16 protein-coding genes are annotated in these 15,122 nt (G+C 58.5%); 13 read left to right on the forward strand and 3 right to left on the reverse strand.

Annotated features, from left to right (window positions below; all coding sequences use genetic code 11):
* The first annotated feature begins 311 nt into the window (after positions 1-311).
* Genes WFM49_RS14510 through WFM49_RS14530 form a run of 5 tightly spaced genes read left to right on the forward strand, consistent with a single transcriptional unit; the run spans position 312 to position 5,294 of the window.
* Positions 312-932, forward strand: a complete 621-nt coding sequence (locus WFM49_RS14510; RefSeq protein WP_009460247.1) for a LemA family protein — start codon at positions 312-314, stop codon at positions 930-932.
* 20 nt (positions 933-952) lie between these two features.
* Positions 953-1,912, forward strand: coding sequence for a TPM domain-containing protein (locus tag WFM49_RS14515; RefSeq protein ID WP_009460245.1), 960 nt, complete (start codon positions 953-955; stop codon positions 1,910-1,912).
* Positions 1,913-1,929: 17 nt separating this feature from the next.
* Positions 1,930-2,427, forward strand: a complete 498-nt coding sequence (locus WFM49_RS14520; protein ID WP_021447113.1) for a TPM domain-containing protein — start codon at positions 1,930-1,932, stop codon at positions 2,425-2,427.
* A 15-nt stretch (positions 2,428-2,442) separates the two neighbouring features.
* Positions 2,443-3,849 carry a DUF2868 domain-containing protein gene (locus WFM49_RS14525; RefSeq protein WP_336973955.1) on the forward strand — a complete coding sequence of 469 codons (1,407 nt, stop codon included), beginning with the start codon at positions 2,443-2,445 and terminating at the stop codon, positions 3,847-3,849.
* Complete coding sequence (locus WFM49_RS14530) at positions 3,846-5,294, forward strand: DUF3482 domain-containing protein (RefSeq protein WP_021447111.1); 1,449 nt, start codon at positions 3,846-3,848, stop codon at positions 5,292-5,294. Before WFM49_RS14525 ends, WFM49_RS14530 begins: the two co-directional genes overlap by 4 nt.
* A gap of 11 nt (positions 5,295-5,305) precedes the next feature.
* Here WFM49_RS14530 and WFM49_RS14535 read toward each other — a convergent pair whose 3' ends face one another.
* The 3 genes from WFM49_RS14535 to WFM49_RS14545 form a co-directional block, all read right to left on the reverse strand.
* Entirely contained in the window at positions 5,306-5,749 is a 444-nt protein-coding gene (locus tag WFM49_RS14535; protein ID WP_336973957.1) for a DUF488 domain-containing protein, read from the reverse strand.
* A 226-nt stretch (positions 5,750-5,975) separates the two neighbouring features.
* Positions 5,976-6,224, reverse strand: a complete 249-nt coding sequence (locus WFM49_RS14540; RefSeq protein WP_009460226.1) for a GlsB/YeaQ/YmgE family stress response membrane protein — start codon at positions 6,222-6,224, stop codon at positions 5,976-5,978.
* Between the two features lie 150 nt (positions 6,225-6,374).
* Positions 6,375-7,943, reverse strand: a complete 1,569-nt coding sequence (locus tag WFM49_RS14545; protein ID WP_254500086.1) for an amidase — start codon at positions 7,941-7,943, stop codon at positions 6,375-6,377.
* A 142-nt stretch (positions 7,944-8,085) separates the two neighbouring features.
* Between WFM49_RS14545 and WFM49_RS14550 the strand changes: the two genes are divergently transcribed.
* From WFM49_RS14550 to WFM49_RS14585, 8 genes are all read left to right on the forward strand, one after another.
* On the forward strand, positions 8,086-8,982 hold the full coding sequence (locus WFM49_RS14550) for a LysR family transcriptional regulator (RefSeq protein ID WP_324577923.1): 897 nt from the start codon (positions 8,086-8,088) through the stop codon (positions 8,980-8,982).
* A gap of 45 nt (positions 8,983-9,027) precedes the next feature.
* Positions 9,028-9,627 (forward strand): RNA 2',3'-cyclic phosphodiesterase, encoded by a 600-nt coding sequence (gene thpR / locus WFM49_RS14555; protein ID WP_250756465.1) that lies wholly within the window; start codon positions 9,028-9,030, stop codon positions 9,625-9,627.
* Positions 9,624-10,562 (forward strand): LysR family transcriptional regulator, encoded by a 939-nt coding sequence (locus WFM49_RS14560; RefSeq protein ID WP_009460222.1) that lies wholly within the window; start codon positions 9,624-9,626, stop codon positions 10,560-10,562. The genes thpR and WFM49_RS14560 overlap by 4 nt, the downstream gene beginning before the upstream one ends.
* A 197-nt stretch (positions 10,563-10,759) precedes the next feature.
* A complete protein-coding gene (locus WFM49_RS14565) occupies positions 10,760-11,434 on the forward strand; it encodes a DUF4286 family protein (protein ID WP_254500085.1) in 675 nt (224 codons plus the stop codon).
* A 37-nt stretch (positions 11,435-11,471) separates the two neighbouring features.
* Positions 11,472-12,440: a TRAP transporter substrate-binding protein gene (locus tag WFM49_RS14570; RefSeq protein WP_009460211.1), complete on the forward strand. Its 969-nt coding sequence runs from the start codon at positions 11,472-11,474 to the stop codon at positions 12,438-12,440.
* Between the two features lie 15 nt (positions 12,441-12,455).
* Entirely contained in the window at positions 12,456-12,947 is a 492-nt protein-coding gene (locus WFM49_RS14575; RefSeq protein ID WP_009460209.1) for a TRAP transporter small permease, read from the forward strand.
* Entirely contained in the window at positions 12,940-14,235 is a 1,296-nt protein-coding gene (locus WFM49_RS14580) for a TRAP transporter large permease (RefSeq protein ID WP_009460207.1), read from the forward strand. Before WFM49_RS14575 ends, WFM49_RS14580 begins: the two co-directional genes overlap by 8 nt.
* 18 nt (positions 14,236-14,253) lie before the next feature.
* A complete protein-coding gene (locus tag WFM49_RS14585; protein WP_009460205.1) occupies positions 14,254-15,072 on the forward strand; it encodes an outer membrane protein assembly factor BamB family protein in 819 nt (272 codons plus the stop codon).
* Positions 15,073-15,122: the final 50 nt, after the last annotated feature.

Genomic DNA, 15,122 nt, shown 5'->3' on the forward strand with positions numbered 1-15,122 from the left:
GGCGCAGTGATTGGTGCGCTGCGCAATCTGCCATTATAGCGTGAAATTAGTAAAAATCCTCATTGACCATCTTGTATCATTTTGAGCGGTAGCGTTAAAACAACCTGCTTCAAACGTAAACGGTCAGGCGGATTGCCCTGCCGGATTTGACAGAAATTGTTAAGCGCCGCCATAGACGTACTTGTTATGCTGCGGTACGCGGTTTACGCTTGGCGTGCACGGACCGCCGGGCTCTGTTTGGCACGTGCCCGAGCAAATGGGTCGTAACCCGTTTTTGTTGTTTATCTGCTTATTTTTGCAGGAAAAAAATCATGACATCATGGATACGATGGGTCTTTATCAGCAGCGTGGCGGTTTTGCTGTCGGGTTGTGGGTATAACGAGATCCAGCGCCTGGACGAGCAGGTCAAGGCCGCTTGGTCGCAAACCTTGAATCAATACGAGCGCCGCGCCGAACTGGTGCCCAAGCTGGTCAGCTCGGTCAATGCCTATATGGTGAACGAGCGCGCGGTGCTGACGCAGGTTACCGAGGCGCGCGCCAAGGTCGGCACCATTCAGATGAAAGTGGATGATCTGGACAACCCCGAAGTGATGGCTCGCTTCCAGGAAGCCCAGAATCAGTTGTCTTCGGCGCTATCGCGTTTGATCGCCGTGTCGGAAAACTACCCGCAACTGAAAAGCGATGGCCTGTTCCGCGACTTGATGACGCAGCTGGAAGGCACGGAAAACCGTATTGCCACCGAACGCGGCCGTTATGTACAGACGGTGCAGGAATACAACCTGTTCATCCGTCAGTTCCCTACCCTGATTACCGCCAAGCTGTTTGGCTACAAGGTCAAGGAAAACTACGGTGTGGATCGTCAGAGCGAAATCACGCGTGACCCCGAGGTCAAGTTTGATATTCCTGCGACCCCCGCTCCTGCTGGGTATTGATTAATTCTGGAGGTGGAGTCATGAACGTGCACGATCTTGCACTGACTGCTGGGCCTGGGTCTGCACGTTCTGGCAGGCTGGTCTGGGCCTGTGGTTTGTTGATGGCCTTGTTATTGCTGTGCTGGCCCTGGACGCAGGCGCAGGCCAAACCTGAACCGATTCCCGCCATTGCGGGGTGGGTAACGGATACCACGGGCACCCTTAGCCCGGATCAAAAAGACGCCCTGAACCAGCAGCTCAAAGCCGTGGAACAGGAAAAGGGCGCGCAGGTCGTGATTCTGATGGTACCTACCACAGGCGAAGAAACCATCGAACAATACGCGTTGCGTGTCTTTGATCAGTGGGAAATTGGCCGCAAGAAAGTGGACGATGGCATCTTGCTGCTAGTGGCCAAGGATGATCGCCGTATGCGTATCCAGACCGGCTATGGTCTGGAAGGCGCGGTCACGGACTTGCAGGCGGGGCGCATCATCCGCGAACAGATGACGCCTCGTTTTATCGAAGGCAACTTCTATGCCGGTATCCAGGCCGCAGCCGATAGTCTGGTGGGTCTGGTCAACGGCGAAGAGCTTCCCCCTCCTCCTAAAAATGCCCCTGTCACCTCGTCGGGTGAAGAAGGTGTGTTCTGGGAGCCTTTGCTGGCTGTAGGCGCGATTGTATTTTTTGCTTCGCCTTTGTTTGCCGCCTTTGCTGCTGGTGTGTTCACGCTGGTGGTGTCGGGCAGTATTGGCCTGGCCCTGCTTGCCGCTGTTGTCGGTGCAGGCTTGAGCATGATTGGCCGACTCTTTGGGGCAGGCGGCAAGTCCAGTTCCGGGCGTGCCTCGCGCCGGGGTGGTGTCATTGGCGGCTTGGGCGGTTATTCCTCCGGTGGTTTTGGCGGGAATGGTGGCAGCAGTGGTGGTGGCTTCGGCGGTTTTGGCGGAGGCAGCGGCGGCGGTGGTGGCGGTAGCGGAGGCGGTGGCGCTTCCGGTAGTTGGTAAGGCCACAGGGGAGCGACATGAGTGTGAATTGGAAAGAATTGTCGGGTTGGGCATCGGTGCAAGGCCAATGGCTGCGCCGTCGTCATTTCAATGCCGAAATGTTGGGCCATCTGGCTGAGCAGATCCGCAAGGGTGAAGAGAACCATAGTGGTGAACTGGTCGTGGCGATTGAAGCGGTTTTGCCCGCCCATGAAGCCGATAGCGCCCAGCGTGCCCTTGAGGTCTTCGGTCGTTTGCGTGTCTGGGACACGCCCTTGAACTCCGGCGTCTTGCTGTATCTGGCCTTGGGTCAGCGCCGTATCCACATCATTGCAGACCGGGGTATCAAGGCCGATCAGGCTCAATGGGCGCAGATCTGTCAGCAGTTGGAAAAAGATCTGGCCTCGCGTGAGTATTTGTCTGGTTTGCTGGCCGCTGTCAGCGCGATTGAAACCGTCTTGCAGCAAGGAGCTCCAGCGCAGACTCCGGGCGCGGCGGCAGTCAATGCCTTGCCTGACGAACCTGTACTTCTTTAAGTGATGGCCAGTGCCATGAAACCGTCTGAATCCGTCGGCTCCTGGCAGCAGCAAACTCTGGTTGAAGCCATACGTTTGCGCGAGACCCTGTGGGGGCCTGTTGAAGACCTGTCTGAATCGCGCCGTGCGCGGGCTGCAGGCGGCCCCTTTGCCCAACGTGTGTCGGCTCGGGCCTTGGCGCTGGCGCGACGCGATGGGCTGGAACAAGCCTGGACGCGCTGGTGGCGTGTTGCCCGCCTTCTATTGATTGCCATGGCGGTGCTGGCTTTGCTGGCCGGGGCTGGTACAGCTGCGGGTGCATTGGGCGATGGCAGCCGAGCCGTGAATGTAGTGACGGCTTTGGGGGCGTTGCTGGGTCTGCACGTACTGACTTTTATTTTCTGGCTGTTCAGCCTGGCCTGGTCGGGCAAAAGTAGCGGCACAGGCAGTTGGGCCGGTGATGCCTGGTGGTGGCTTAGTCGCCGCTTCGTCAAAGGCGACGCCAGTCTGGTTCCCCAGGCTTTTGCCGCCGTGCTGGCGCGCCGGGGCAGCCAATCCTGGTTGGCCGGTCTGATCAGCCATAGCTTGTGGGTGCTGGCCTTTTTGTCGGCCCTGAGTACCCTGCTGCTACTGCTGGCCTCACGCCGCTATCACTTCAATTGGGAAACCACGCTTTTGACGCCGGATACCTTTGTCTGGCTGGTTGAAGGCCTGGGCGTCCTGCCCTCCTTATTGGGCTTTGCCCTGCCCGATACCCTCACCATACGTAGCAGCGATGGCCTGCAAATGCTCGATGCCCAGGCTCAGGCCCTGTGGTCCAGCTGGTTATTGGGCGCGGTGGTGACTTATGGTTTGCTGCCTCGTGTGCTGGCTTTGGCCTGGAGCCTGTGGCAATGGCGTAAGCACACGGCTCGCTTGAGTCTGGACGACAGCTTGCCGGGTTTGGCAGAGCTGCGTCCTCGTTTGATGCCTGTTAGCGAGCCGACGGGTGTGGATGAATTGGCGTCGCCCGACAGAGTGGCGCGCATTCAAAACCAGCCAAGCACGCCTTTGGCGGCCAATGCACTGTGTGTGGTGGGGTTGGAGTTGCCACCAGAACATAGCTGGCCCCCTGCTTTCATGCAGGCGCAGATGCAGGATCTGGGGCGGGTGGACTCGCGGGCCGAGCGTCTGGATATTCTGGGCCGCTTGCAGTCTGCCAGCCCTCGTCATTTGCTGATGGTCTGTGATGCCGCTCAGACGCCGGATCGCGGGGTGGTGGCAACGCTGGTTGAATGGGCACAATTGGCCCAGCAGTCCGATGTGGTGTTGCTGGATGAAGCCATGGCCGATCCGGATCAAACGCGCCGTCGTAGCTGGCATGAGCGTTTGGTGGCGGCAGGCTTTGCGCCTGGGCAGATTCACGATCAATGGCCTGACTTGTCTTTGAAGGAGCCATCATGAGTGCTGCGGCTTTGACGCTGGCGGTGGTGGGTCACACCAATACGGGCAAGACCTCTTTGCTGCGTACCCTGACACGGGACACGGAGTTCGGTCAGGTCAGCAATAGCCCTGGCACCACACGGCATGTGGAAGGCGCCAGGCTGACGGTGGACGGCGAGGCTTTGGTGGAGTTGTTCGACACTCCTGGTCTGGAAGACAGCATGGCCTTGCTGGACTTCATGGATCAGCTCAGCCAAGCCGGTGAACGTATTGATGGGCCAGAGCGGGTACGTCGTTTTCTGGAATCCCCAGCGGCACAGGGCCGTTTCGAGCAAGAAGCGCGCGTGTTGCGCAAGCTGCAATCCTGCGATGCAGGCTTGTATGTGGTGGATGCGCGCGATCCGGTCTTGAGCAAGCATAAGGACGAACTGACCTTGCTGGCCTATAGCGGGCGGCCGTTGCTGCCTGTTCTCAATTTCGTTCGTAGCCCGCAGGCGCGGGTGCAGGAATGGCGCAGTGCCTTGGCGCGCTTGGGTCTTCATGCCTTGGCGGAATTCGATACAGTGGCACCGGCTTTGGATGGCGAGGCCTTGCTGTACGACAAGCTGGCGGTGCTGCTGGAGACGCATGCTGGGGTGTTGCAGCAGTTGAAGGTGGATTTGGCGCAGCAGGCAGTATTGCGGCGTCGGGATGCCTTGCGCTTGCTGGCAGAGCTGTTGATTGATGTGGCGGCCTGGCGTGTCAGTACACCCTCGGACAAGGAGTCCATGGAGCTGGCGGCACAGCAGCTAAGGGAGCCGGTGTTGGCGCGCGAAGCCAAGAGCGTGCAGGCTTTGCTCAAGCGCTACAGCTTTGGCCGTCAGGATGTGGTGGCGGATTTGCTGCATTTCGAGGGCGGCCGTTGGGGCATGGACTTGTTTGATCCCCAGGCTTTGAAGGAATTTGGCGTGCAGTTGGGCAAGGGTGTGGCCGCAGGTGCCATGGCAGGCGCCACGCTGGATGTGATGACAGGTGGCCTGAGCCTGGGAACCGGGACGGTTCTGGGTGCCTTGGCCGGTGGTTTGTGGCAAGGCGCGGATAAGTGGGGCCAGCGTCTGATGGGCAAGTTGCGGGGCGAGACGGAACTTAGCGTGGATGATGCCGTGCTGCGTTTGCTGGCCGTGCGGCAGCTCAGTTTGATTGCGGCTTTGGAGCGGCGCGGTCATGCCGCACAGACGCCGATTCGCCTGGGCGAGATTGATGCCGAGAATTTCGATCAGGCCTTGCAGCGGGAATTGAATGTCTGGCGGGCGCAAGGCCTGCCGGAGGAACTAGCGCAGGCACGGATACATCCGACCTGGTCTACCTTGCGTTCAGACTATGCGCCGGATTCGCGGCGGGAGACGTGTGTGCAGAGTTTGGTGCAGCGTTTGCTGGGGGCGCGCAATGCGCCGAATGCTAACGCTGTCGGGCAGGCGCAGGAATAACAAACCCCGGCTTATTTCTTTTCATCTTTCATTAAGTGCGCATAGCAAACCGGCGAGCTGGGTTCATTGCCGTCGTGTATGCGATCTTCTTCAAGCAAAGCCTGAATCACAGCCTGTTTGAGCACCGTCAGGTACGAGGTTTGCGGGTCGTGGGTGGCGGTTAGCAATTGCAGTTCGCCTTTGCGGGCCAGCTTCATCAAGGAGAGCAAGGAATCAGGGTCGTGCTTGAGCTGTTCCTGATAGCGACGCTGGAATTGCTCGGGCGAAATATCGTCCTTATGAAAGCTTTTGCGTAATTCACTTGTGGGGCTGGCCTCGTGCAGCCACTGGATGTCGCCCAATTCGTCTTTGCTCAGGCTGCGTGGCCAGAGGCGGTCTGTGAGTACCCGGGCCGCTTTGCCGGCAGGCTCATGGACGGCGTCGTAAATGCGACTCAAGGTGATGGTGTAGGGCATGACTGGCTCCGGGAGCGTCAGGCTTTTTGTGTTCACGCGCTGGCGGTCAATGACTTATTGTCTATTTTTTCTGTGAGTCAGAGTCGCGTATCGACAGGTATCGGCGAATCGAGCCTCATGCAGACTAGCAAATGGTTGTGTAGCAGCCTTGCAGCCGTGTGTGGTGATGTTTCGGATCGCCAATCACATTAGCTGCAAGGCTGCCGTTTTGTATTTATACGGCGTTTTACGCTTTCTTGCTGACCAGTCCGTAGATAAACAGGACGATGATGGCACCCACAATGGAACCGATCCAGCCTGCGCCTTCACCAGGCACGTACCAGCCCATGGTTTGTCCCAAGTAGCCTGCGACAAAGGAGCCGACAATACCCAGGATGGTGGTCATTATCCATCCCATTTTTTGATCGCCAGGCATGATGGCTCGTGCCAGCAAGCCTACGATAAAGCCCACAATAATCATGGAGATAATACCCATCGTGCTACTCCTGTTCTGTGTTTGCCGGTCTGGGATTCGGACCGCTCTGCTTATCTTAGGTATGGAGTTTTTAGGCGTCTATCGTTTTGCGTTTTTGAAACAGTTAAAAACGTCAGGTTTTGTAAATGGAGGGTGTGTAATCAGATTTGCTTAAGTCAGCAAGGCAGGTTTACGTTTTTGCACCCACTGTGTGGCCTGCTCATAGGCGTAGGACAGTTGCAGCACCGCCATGTCGGCCTGTGCAGGGCCCATGATCTGTAAGCCCATGGGCAATCCGGCTTCGTTAAAGCCCGCAGGCACGTTCATGACGGGCAGCCCTGCCAGAGAGCCGCCGATCACGATTTCCATCCAGCGGTGGTAGGTGTCCATTCTGCGCCCGGCGATTTCGCCAGGCCAGTGGGTGGTGCCAGCAAAGGGGAAGACCTGGGCGGTAGGCAGCACCAGATAGTCGTAGGTCTGGAACAGCTTGCGCAGGCTTTCGTACCATTTGCTGCGGTTGATGGAGGCTTGATAGACCTGCGCCCCGCTCAGGTTCAGGCCCCCCGCTACTTCCCAGATCGCCTCAGGCTTCATTTGGGCGCGCAGTTCCGGTTTGGCGTACAGGCTCTGTGCGCTTCCGGCTACGGTGAAGTGGCGCAGCGTCAGCCAGGTTTGCCATAGCTGCTCCATGGAGTAGTCGGGCTGGGCCGCTTCAACGGTGCAGCCTATGGCTTCAAAGCTCTTCAATGCGTTTTGGCACAGGTCCAGGATGCCGGCTTCCATAGGCAGGTAACCGTTGTAGTCGCCCAGCCAGCCAATGCGGGTGCCTTTGAAGTCGCGTTGCAGTTTCCCGGCGAATTGTTGTGGGTCTTGACCGATGCTAAGCGGGGCGCGAGCATCGAAACCGGCCTGGGTGGACAGCAGCATGGCCAGGTCGGACACGGTACGGCCCATGGGGCCTTCGTAGCCCATTTGCTGGAAGAACACTTCGGAGGAGGGGCCATAGGGCACGCGGCCTTGGGAGGGGCGAAAGCCGTAGACGTTGTTGAAAGCACCGGGGTTGCGCAGGGAGCCCATCATGTCGCTGCCATCAGCGACGGGCAACATGCGGGTGGCCAGGGCGACGGCGGCCCCGCCACTGCTGCCGCCAGCACACAGATCGGGCTGGTAGGCATTGCCGGTGGTACCGAACACGGAGTTGTAGGTATGCGACCCCAGGCCAAATTCCGGGGTATTGGTTTTACCGATCAGAATGGCACCGGATTGCCGCACGCGCTCCACGACAATGGCATCTTGTTTGGGCAGATAGTCCTTGAAAATCGGTGAACCGCTGGTGGTGACAATATCGACCGTGGCCGCCAGATCTTTGGGTGCCTGGGGCATGCCGTGCATCCAGCCCATGTACTGACCTGCTTTCAGTTGCTGATCGCGCTTGTCGGCCTGGGCCAGCAGGCCGCTGCGTTCTTGCAGGGACACAATGGCATTGACCTTGGGGTTCACACGGTCGATGTGGTCCAGATAGGCCACCATCACTTCGCGGCAGGAGACTTGGCGTTGTGCGATCCAGCCCGACAGAGTCAACGCGTCGGCCATGATGATATCTTGAGCCGTGCCCGGACCGGGAGCGGTTTTTGCGAAGGCCTGACGTCCCAGGGAAGGGGCCATACCCGCCAGCGACAGCAGTCCGGTGGTTTTCAAAAAGCGGCGGCGTGTACCCAGCGGCGTTGGGGAATCAGTCATGTTTGTCTCCGGTGTTTTTGTAGGGCCATCCAAGTGGCCAAGCCATTCTATGCAGGTACAATGCGCGGCTCAAACGCCAAAAAATCATCAAGTTGATGCGGTCTGTGCATAAGCCGGTTCAAGCGTCAGCAAGGGGACAAGCATGGACTTTCGCAAGCTGCGGCACTTTGTGGCCGTTTGCGAACACGGTACGTTTCACCGGGCCGCGCAAGCTGTCCACTTAAGCCAGTCTGCCTTGAGCCGTAGCATTCAGGCTCTGGAGCAGGAGCTGGGTGTGCCGCTGTTTGATCGCAGCAGTCAGCGCATTTTCTTGACGCCTTATGGTCGGGTACTGCTGGAGCGAGCCCCCCGGGTTTTGCAGGAAGGCCGTGCCTTGCAGCGCGAGCTGGCCTTGCTGCAGGGCGAGGACGCGGGCAGTCTGCGTTTGGGCTTAAGTTCGACCCCCGCCGCGGTCTTGCTGCATCCGTGCATGGTGGCGCTGCTCGACGAGTACCCGCGTTTGCGTGTGGACGCGGTGATTGGCCGCACGCTGGAACTGATCGAAGGTTTGCGCCGGGAACACTACGATATGGTGGTGCTGGACGTCAGCGCGGTGACTGATGTGCGTGGCCTGGATATTGAGTATTTGCCTGCCATGCAAGGCGATATGCTGGTACGCGAAGGCCACCCGCTGTTGCAGCTGGAGTCGCTGGACTTTGCTGCGATCAGCCAGTATCCCGTGGCCTGCTCCGTGATCAGTGATGATTTGACTGACCGTCTGATTGCCGAGTTTGGCGCCCAAGGCCATCCCGACAGCTTTGTACGCTTTTGTTGTGATAGCTTCAGCATTCAGCGCGATGTGGTACTGGATAGCGATATGGTCTTGATGAGTGTGCTGGCGGCGGTACGGCGCGATATTGATGCCGGTGATCTGGTGCCGCTGGGCTTTTTTTCTTCTTCCTTGTCCGGGCACTATGCCTTGGTGCGTTTGTCGGGTCGCACGCAACTGCCGGCTCTGGATATTGTGTACGATCTGGCGCGTCGCCTGTGCAGGGCCTAGGCTAGACGCCCCGCTTTCTGATCTGCCTTGTTTGAGGGTTTGCTGATGACGATTCCCTTGCCCATTCTGGACCTGAAGCAGTCAGGTGCCGAACACGTTTTTCGCGCTTTCATTGGCTGGTGGCCAGACGCGCAAACCCGCGCCTGGCTGGCGGAGCAGGCGCTGCACGCACATGCGATTTATGGCGGGCGGATGATGCAGCCTGATCACTTTCACTTGACCCTGGCGTTTCTGGACGGCAGCCGTGTGTCGGATCTGCAGACTTTGGCGACACAGATGGCGCAATGGACGGTGCCGCAGATCAAGTTGGATCTGACCATACGGGATGTATTCGAGAAACCAAGGGTAGTGTGGGCCGGGCCGGACGAGTCGCAAACTCAGGCACTGGCGGCCTTGCAGCAGTGGCATGATGAGATCTGGGCCAAGCTGAGTGCTTTAGGCTGGACGCAGCCGCCGCGTCGTTTTCGCCCGCATGTGTCCTTGTTGCGCCATGCGCGGATTGCCGCCGGTCAGTCCCATTGCCATGCTTTGCCCACGCAGGCCTTTGTGGGTGATGGTGCCGGTCTGATCGTGTCCGTTCCCGGTGAGCTGCGTAGCCAATATCATCTGGCCGCCCTGATGAAGCCTGAAAGGACAGGTGCATGAATATCCGCTTTTTAGAAACCTTTATCTGGATTGCCCGTTTGGGTAGTTTCCGTGCGGCAGCGAACAAGCAGCATCTGACACAAGCCGCCGTGTCGGGGCGGATTGCAGCCCTGGAAGCCGAGTTCCAGAAAACCCTGTTCGAGCGGGGCCACCGCGATCTACGCCTGACTCCCGCAGGTCGAAAATTGATGCAGTACGCCGAGCAGATGCTGGGCATGGAGCACGATTTACGTGAAGCTCTGGCAGGTTCCAGCCGCTTGAGTGGTCGGGTACGCCTGGGCGTGGTCGAGTCCATTGTGCATACCTGGTTCAAGGATTTGATTCGTCAGCTGCATGCGCTCTACCCCGAACTGGAAATTGAGCTGACCGCCGAGTCCACCTTGCGCCTTCACGACCTGCTCAAGCGCGGCACCATTGATGTGGCCTTGCAGACCGACCCCATCATGGGGGACGGCATACGCAACTTGCCCATGGGCTCCATGCGCATGGGCTGGGTATGCATGGCCGATGAGTCCATGCCGGTACGCAGCGGTTTGCAGGAGCTGGTGCAACGCTGGCCTTTGGTGACCTTCCCTCGTGGTTCCCAGCCGCATCTGGCCTTGGTGCAGCTGCTTGAGCCCTTGCCTGTGGATCAGGCCCGGATTCACTACGTTTCTTCAATTGCCGCCAGCACGCAATTGATCGAAGCCCAGCCTTGCATTGCCACCTTGCCCCTGGCGGCAGTCAGCCGTCAGCTGGACAGCGGTCTGTACCAGGAAATTGTTTGCGAACATGCCTTGCCTGATTTGCGCCTGGTCGCCAGTTGGCGGCCCGACCCTTTAACGCAGACCGCTCAAGCGGTGATTGGCGTGGCGCTGGAGCGCATGCACCATTTTGCTGCCCAGCATCCTGGCCTGGCTTTACCCCCGCCAGACACGCGTGTCTTCGCGATTTAGCCTTTGAGGGTTTTCCCCTTGCCTGCGCATGTGTACTGAGCGTGGGCTTGCTTGATAATCTATATACCGCGCCATTCGCTTGATCTGATCGCTTTTTCTTATTGCCCCAGGCTGAAATAAACCGTTTGGAATCTGCTTGGCAGCTGTTGGACACTCCCACAAAGAGTGTGCAATGACCTTGATTCGGGAGGGCTGTCGTGTCTGCTACTTTTCACACTGATCGTGATGCGCCGGGGGAACTGTTCATCTGGACAGACATCGCCCCAGAGCATGAGCAGGATTTCAATCAATGGTATGAGCGCGAGCACATGGCTGAACGCGCTGCCATACCGGGTTTTCAATGGTCGCGCCGTTATGTGCGTCAAGGCGCCGGGCGCAAGTATCTGGCCTTGTATCGCACCGAGTCCCTGCGGGTTTTTGGGACGGCGGAATACAAGAAGGCCTTTGAGCAGCAAACGGATTGGTCCAATACCAACTTTGCCCGCATGAGCAATACCCAGCGGCGCGTGATGGTGGTGTCCTTGCTGGGAGGGGTTGGCACCGGGGCCGTGGTCTTGCTGGTGCGTGTGCCGGAGGTGGCTCAACGGGAAGCCCTGGCACGTCAATGTGCCGCCTATCTGGAACAGACCGATGGCCTGCTGGCCTTGCGTGTGCTGACGCCAGACCCAGAGCTTTCGACCCCTTTGCCGTCCGAGGATACGCAGCAGCGCAGCCTGGACCCCTACCTGGTGGCGGATCTGACCACCTTGAATGCCGCTCGTACCCTGGCTGCCCGTTTGCAGCAGGATCTGGGGGTGGCGACCAACGATGTATCCGAGTTTTCTTTGTTGTGGGATCTGCAGTCACGGGATCTGAATGCAAGCCGCTCATAAGGCGGCCATCACCTCAATTCTTGGGAGAAGCGACATCATGATCAAAAAACTACTTTCCATGGCTTGCGTTCTGGCGCTGGCTGGCACCGCGCAGGCGGCGACCAACTGGAACATGAGTACCGAGCAGCCTGATAACAACTTCCTGACGCAAAACGCGCGTGAGTTTGCGGCAGACATCAAGGCGGCCACCAACGGGGAACTGAATATCAACGTGCAGTCGAACTCGGTGCTGCTCAAGCGCCCCGAGGTCAAGCGCGGTGTACAGCAAGGTGTGGTCCAGGCTGGTGAAATGCTGGTGGCGGCCATTGGCAACGAAGATCCTTTGTTCGAGGTCGATAGTGTGCCGTTCCTGGCCTCGTCCTTCGATCAGTCGGAAAAACTGTGGAAAGCCACTCGTCCCTTCCTGGCCGAGCGTCTGGACAAGCAAGGCATTGTGCTGGTCTATGGCTCGCCCTGGCCACCACAAGGCATCTACACCAAAAAGCCGGTGGAGCAGCTCTCTGATCTGGCTGGTGTCCGTTTCCGTGCCTACAGCCCCGCTACCAGCCGCCTGGTTTCCTTGATGGGAGCAGTGCCCACCACGGTGCAAACACCCGAAGTGCCTCAGGCGTTTTCTACCGGCATTATTGATGCCATGCTGACTTCGCCCGCAACCGGGGTGGATTCGCAGGCTTGGGACTACGTGAAGTATTACTACGACGCCCAGGTCTTCATTCCACAAAGCTTTGTGATCATCAATAAGCGCGCCTTCCAGCGCCTGCCTGAAACTGTGCAAAAAGCCGTGCTGGATGCGGGTGCACGTGCCGAGGAGCGTGGTTGGGCCATGTCGCGCGAGCAAACGTCCAAGTTGACGCAAACCATGGCGGATAAAGGCATGGTAGTGGGTAATCTCAGCGAAAAACTGTCCAGCGAAATGCACGCGATTGGTCAAACCATGACCGAAGAGTGGCTGAAGAAAGCCGGTGCAGATGGTCAGAAGTTGCTTGACGCTTACCGTCAACCATAAGCAAGGGGTGCGTCCATGATCGTTCTGGAGCGTATGGCCAGAGTCTGCGGCGCACTGGCCGCATTCTTCCTGTGTTTGATCGGGGTTGTGGTGACTGCGCAGATTGTGGCGCGCCTGTTTTCCATGCAAATACCCGCCTCGGATGACTTTGCGGGCTGGTTTATGGCGGCGTCTATTTTCCTGGCGCTGCCTTATGCCATGTTGCGCGGGGATCATATCCGCGTCACGCTTTTGCTGCAGGTGATTCCTGAGCGTTTGCAGCGTCCTTACGAGCTGCTGGCCACCACGATTGGTCTGGTGCTGGCCGCCTGGTGCACTTGGGAGACGGCTCATTTTGTTTATGAGTCCTTTATCTACAAGGAAGTGGCCCAGGGCATGGTGGCGGTACCTCTGTGGATTCCGCAACTGGGTATGCCGATTGGTCTGGGATTGTTGACCCTGATGCTGTTGCGGCGCTTGCTGCACGCGGCGCAAGGTCAAACACTGGAGGCAACTGAACATGGCTGATTTATCTCAGGCAATAGTGCTGTTTGTGGTTCTGCTTGCCTTGCTGGCCAGTGGTGTGTGGGTGGCGCTGGTTCTGATCGCTTGCGGTATTTTGTCTATCTTTCTGTATGCCGATGCACCGGCGGGCATTATCTTTGCCACCAAGGCCTGGGACTCTTCGGCCAGTTGGGCCTTGACGGCCTTGCCCCTGTTTATCTGGATGGGGGAAATTCTGTATCGAACACGGTTGGCTGAAGATATGTTCAGCGGCCTGGGGCCGTGGGTACAGCGTTTGCCTGGGCGACTGGTGCACGTGAACACGTTTGGTTGCGGTATCTTTGCCGCGGTCAGTGGTTCCTCGGCGGCAACGGCTGCGACCATCGGGCGCATCTCCTTGCCCGAGTTGAAAGCGCGCGGCTACGACGACAGCATCAGCATTGGCTCCCTGGCCGGAGCAGGGACCTTGGGCCTGTTGATTCCACCGTCCATTGTGATGATTGTGTATGCCGTTGCTGCTCAGGTTTCCATCATCCGCCTGTTTGTGGCGGGTGTGCTGCCCGGCATCATGCTGATGTGCCTGTTCTCGCTGTACATCGCGATCTGGTCCTTGCGCCACCCGGACCGTGTGCCTGCTGATGTCGAAACCTTGACCTGGGGCGAGAAAATCCGCCGTCTGCGCTTGCTCTTGCCCGTGGTGCTGCTGATCATGGCGGTGATCGGCTCGATCTACGGCGGTATCGCCACCGCCACCGAAGCCGCGGTGCTGGGTGTGATCGGCTCTTTGGTAATCGCTGCGTTTGGACGATCGCTTAACTGGAAGAATTTTGTGGAGAGTTTGCTGGGGGCGGCACGGACCTCCTGCATGATTTCCTTCATCCTGATCGGTGCCGCTTACCTGACCAGTGCCATGAGCTTTACCGGACTGCCTGCGAATCTGGCCGCCTGGATCGGCTCCCTGGGTCTGAGCCAATACGCCTTGATTGCCGTATTGACTGTGTTTTTTGTGATTCTGGGTGCGTTCCTGGATGGCATCTCGATTGTGGTCCTGACCACATCGGTCTTGCTGCCTGCCGTGATTGCGGCGGGTATTGATCCAATCTGGTTCGGTGTCTACCTGATCCTGACAGTGGAAATGGCGCAGATCACCCCGCCTATTGGCTTTAACCTGTTTGTGATTCAGGGCATTACCGGACGCAATCTGTTTGAGCTGGTGCGCATGGCGTTTCCGTTTTTCCTGTTGCTGGTTCTGGCGACAGCCCTGGTGACGATATTCCCGCAAATCGTCATGGTCTTGCCCAACGCCATGTAAGGGGGAAGGGAGATGGCAATGGCTTACGTAACTCTGGGTTCTCAGCGCTACAAGGTAGAGCGCGCCTGGACTCAGGCGGACATCAGCAGTATCACCAGTGTGGCGGTGCTGGCTGATGGGCGCATCGCCGCCTTGCTGCGTCGCCCGGCCTGCGTGCTGGTGCTGGCACCGGATGGGCAGGTGTCGGCGCGCTGGCCCCTGGAGGAAATCCTGTGTCCGCACCATATCAGCGCCCGGCCGCAAGGTGGGGTGCTGGTCACGGATCTGGACGGGCATCAGGTTCTGGCGCTGGACGCCCAAGGCAATGAGCAATGGCGTTTGGGCAAACCCGAGCAGCCTCGCTGGCAAGAGCCCTTCAACCATCCCACGCATGCTGTCGAGTGCGCCGATGGGGGCTTATGGGTCACTGATGGCTACGGCAATACGGTGGTCCATCGCTTTGACCCGCAACGCCAATGGCTGGCGGCATTAGGCGCGCCGGGCTCTGGTCCCTTGCAGTTCAGCACCCCCCATATGCTGGCCTGTGCCGCCGACGGCTCGGTCTGGGTGGCTGATCGGGAGAACAACCGTGTCCAGCACCTGGATGCGCAAGGCCGTTATCTGGGCGAGCTGCGCCCCATGCACAAGCCCATGGCGGTAGCTGTGCAAACAGACGGTACGGTGTTAGTTAGTGACCAAACGGCCAGTCTGTCCTTGTTCGATCCGGATTCGGGCACCTTGGTGGGGCGTTGCCGGGTACAAGGCGTGTACGGGCACGGCCTGTCCGCCGGTCTGGATGGGCGTATTTATATAGCGGAAATGTTGCCGGATTGTTTGACCTGCTTACAGCCTGCTTAATTGTCCACAAAGCATGAAAAAGTAGTCGGCGCTATGGAAGCTCTCAGAGC

It is taken from the genome of Alcaligenes sp. PF14 (assembly GCF_037150615.1).
GTDB lineage: Bacteria > Pseudomonadota > Gammaproteobacteria > Burkholderiales > Burkholderiaceae_B > Alcaligenes > Alcaligenes phenolicus.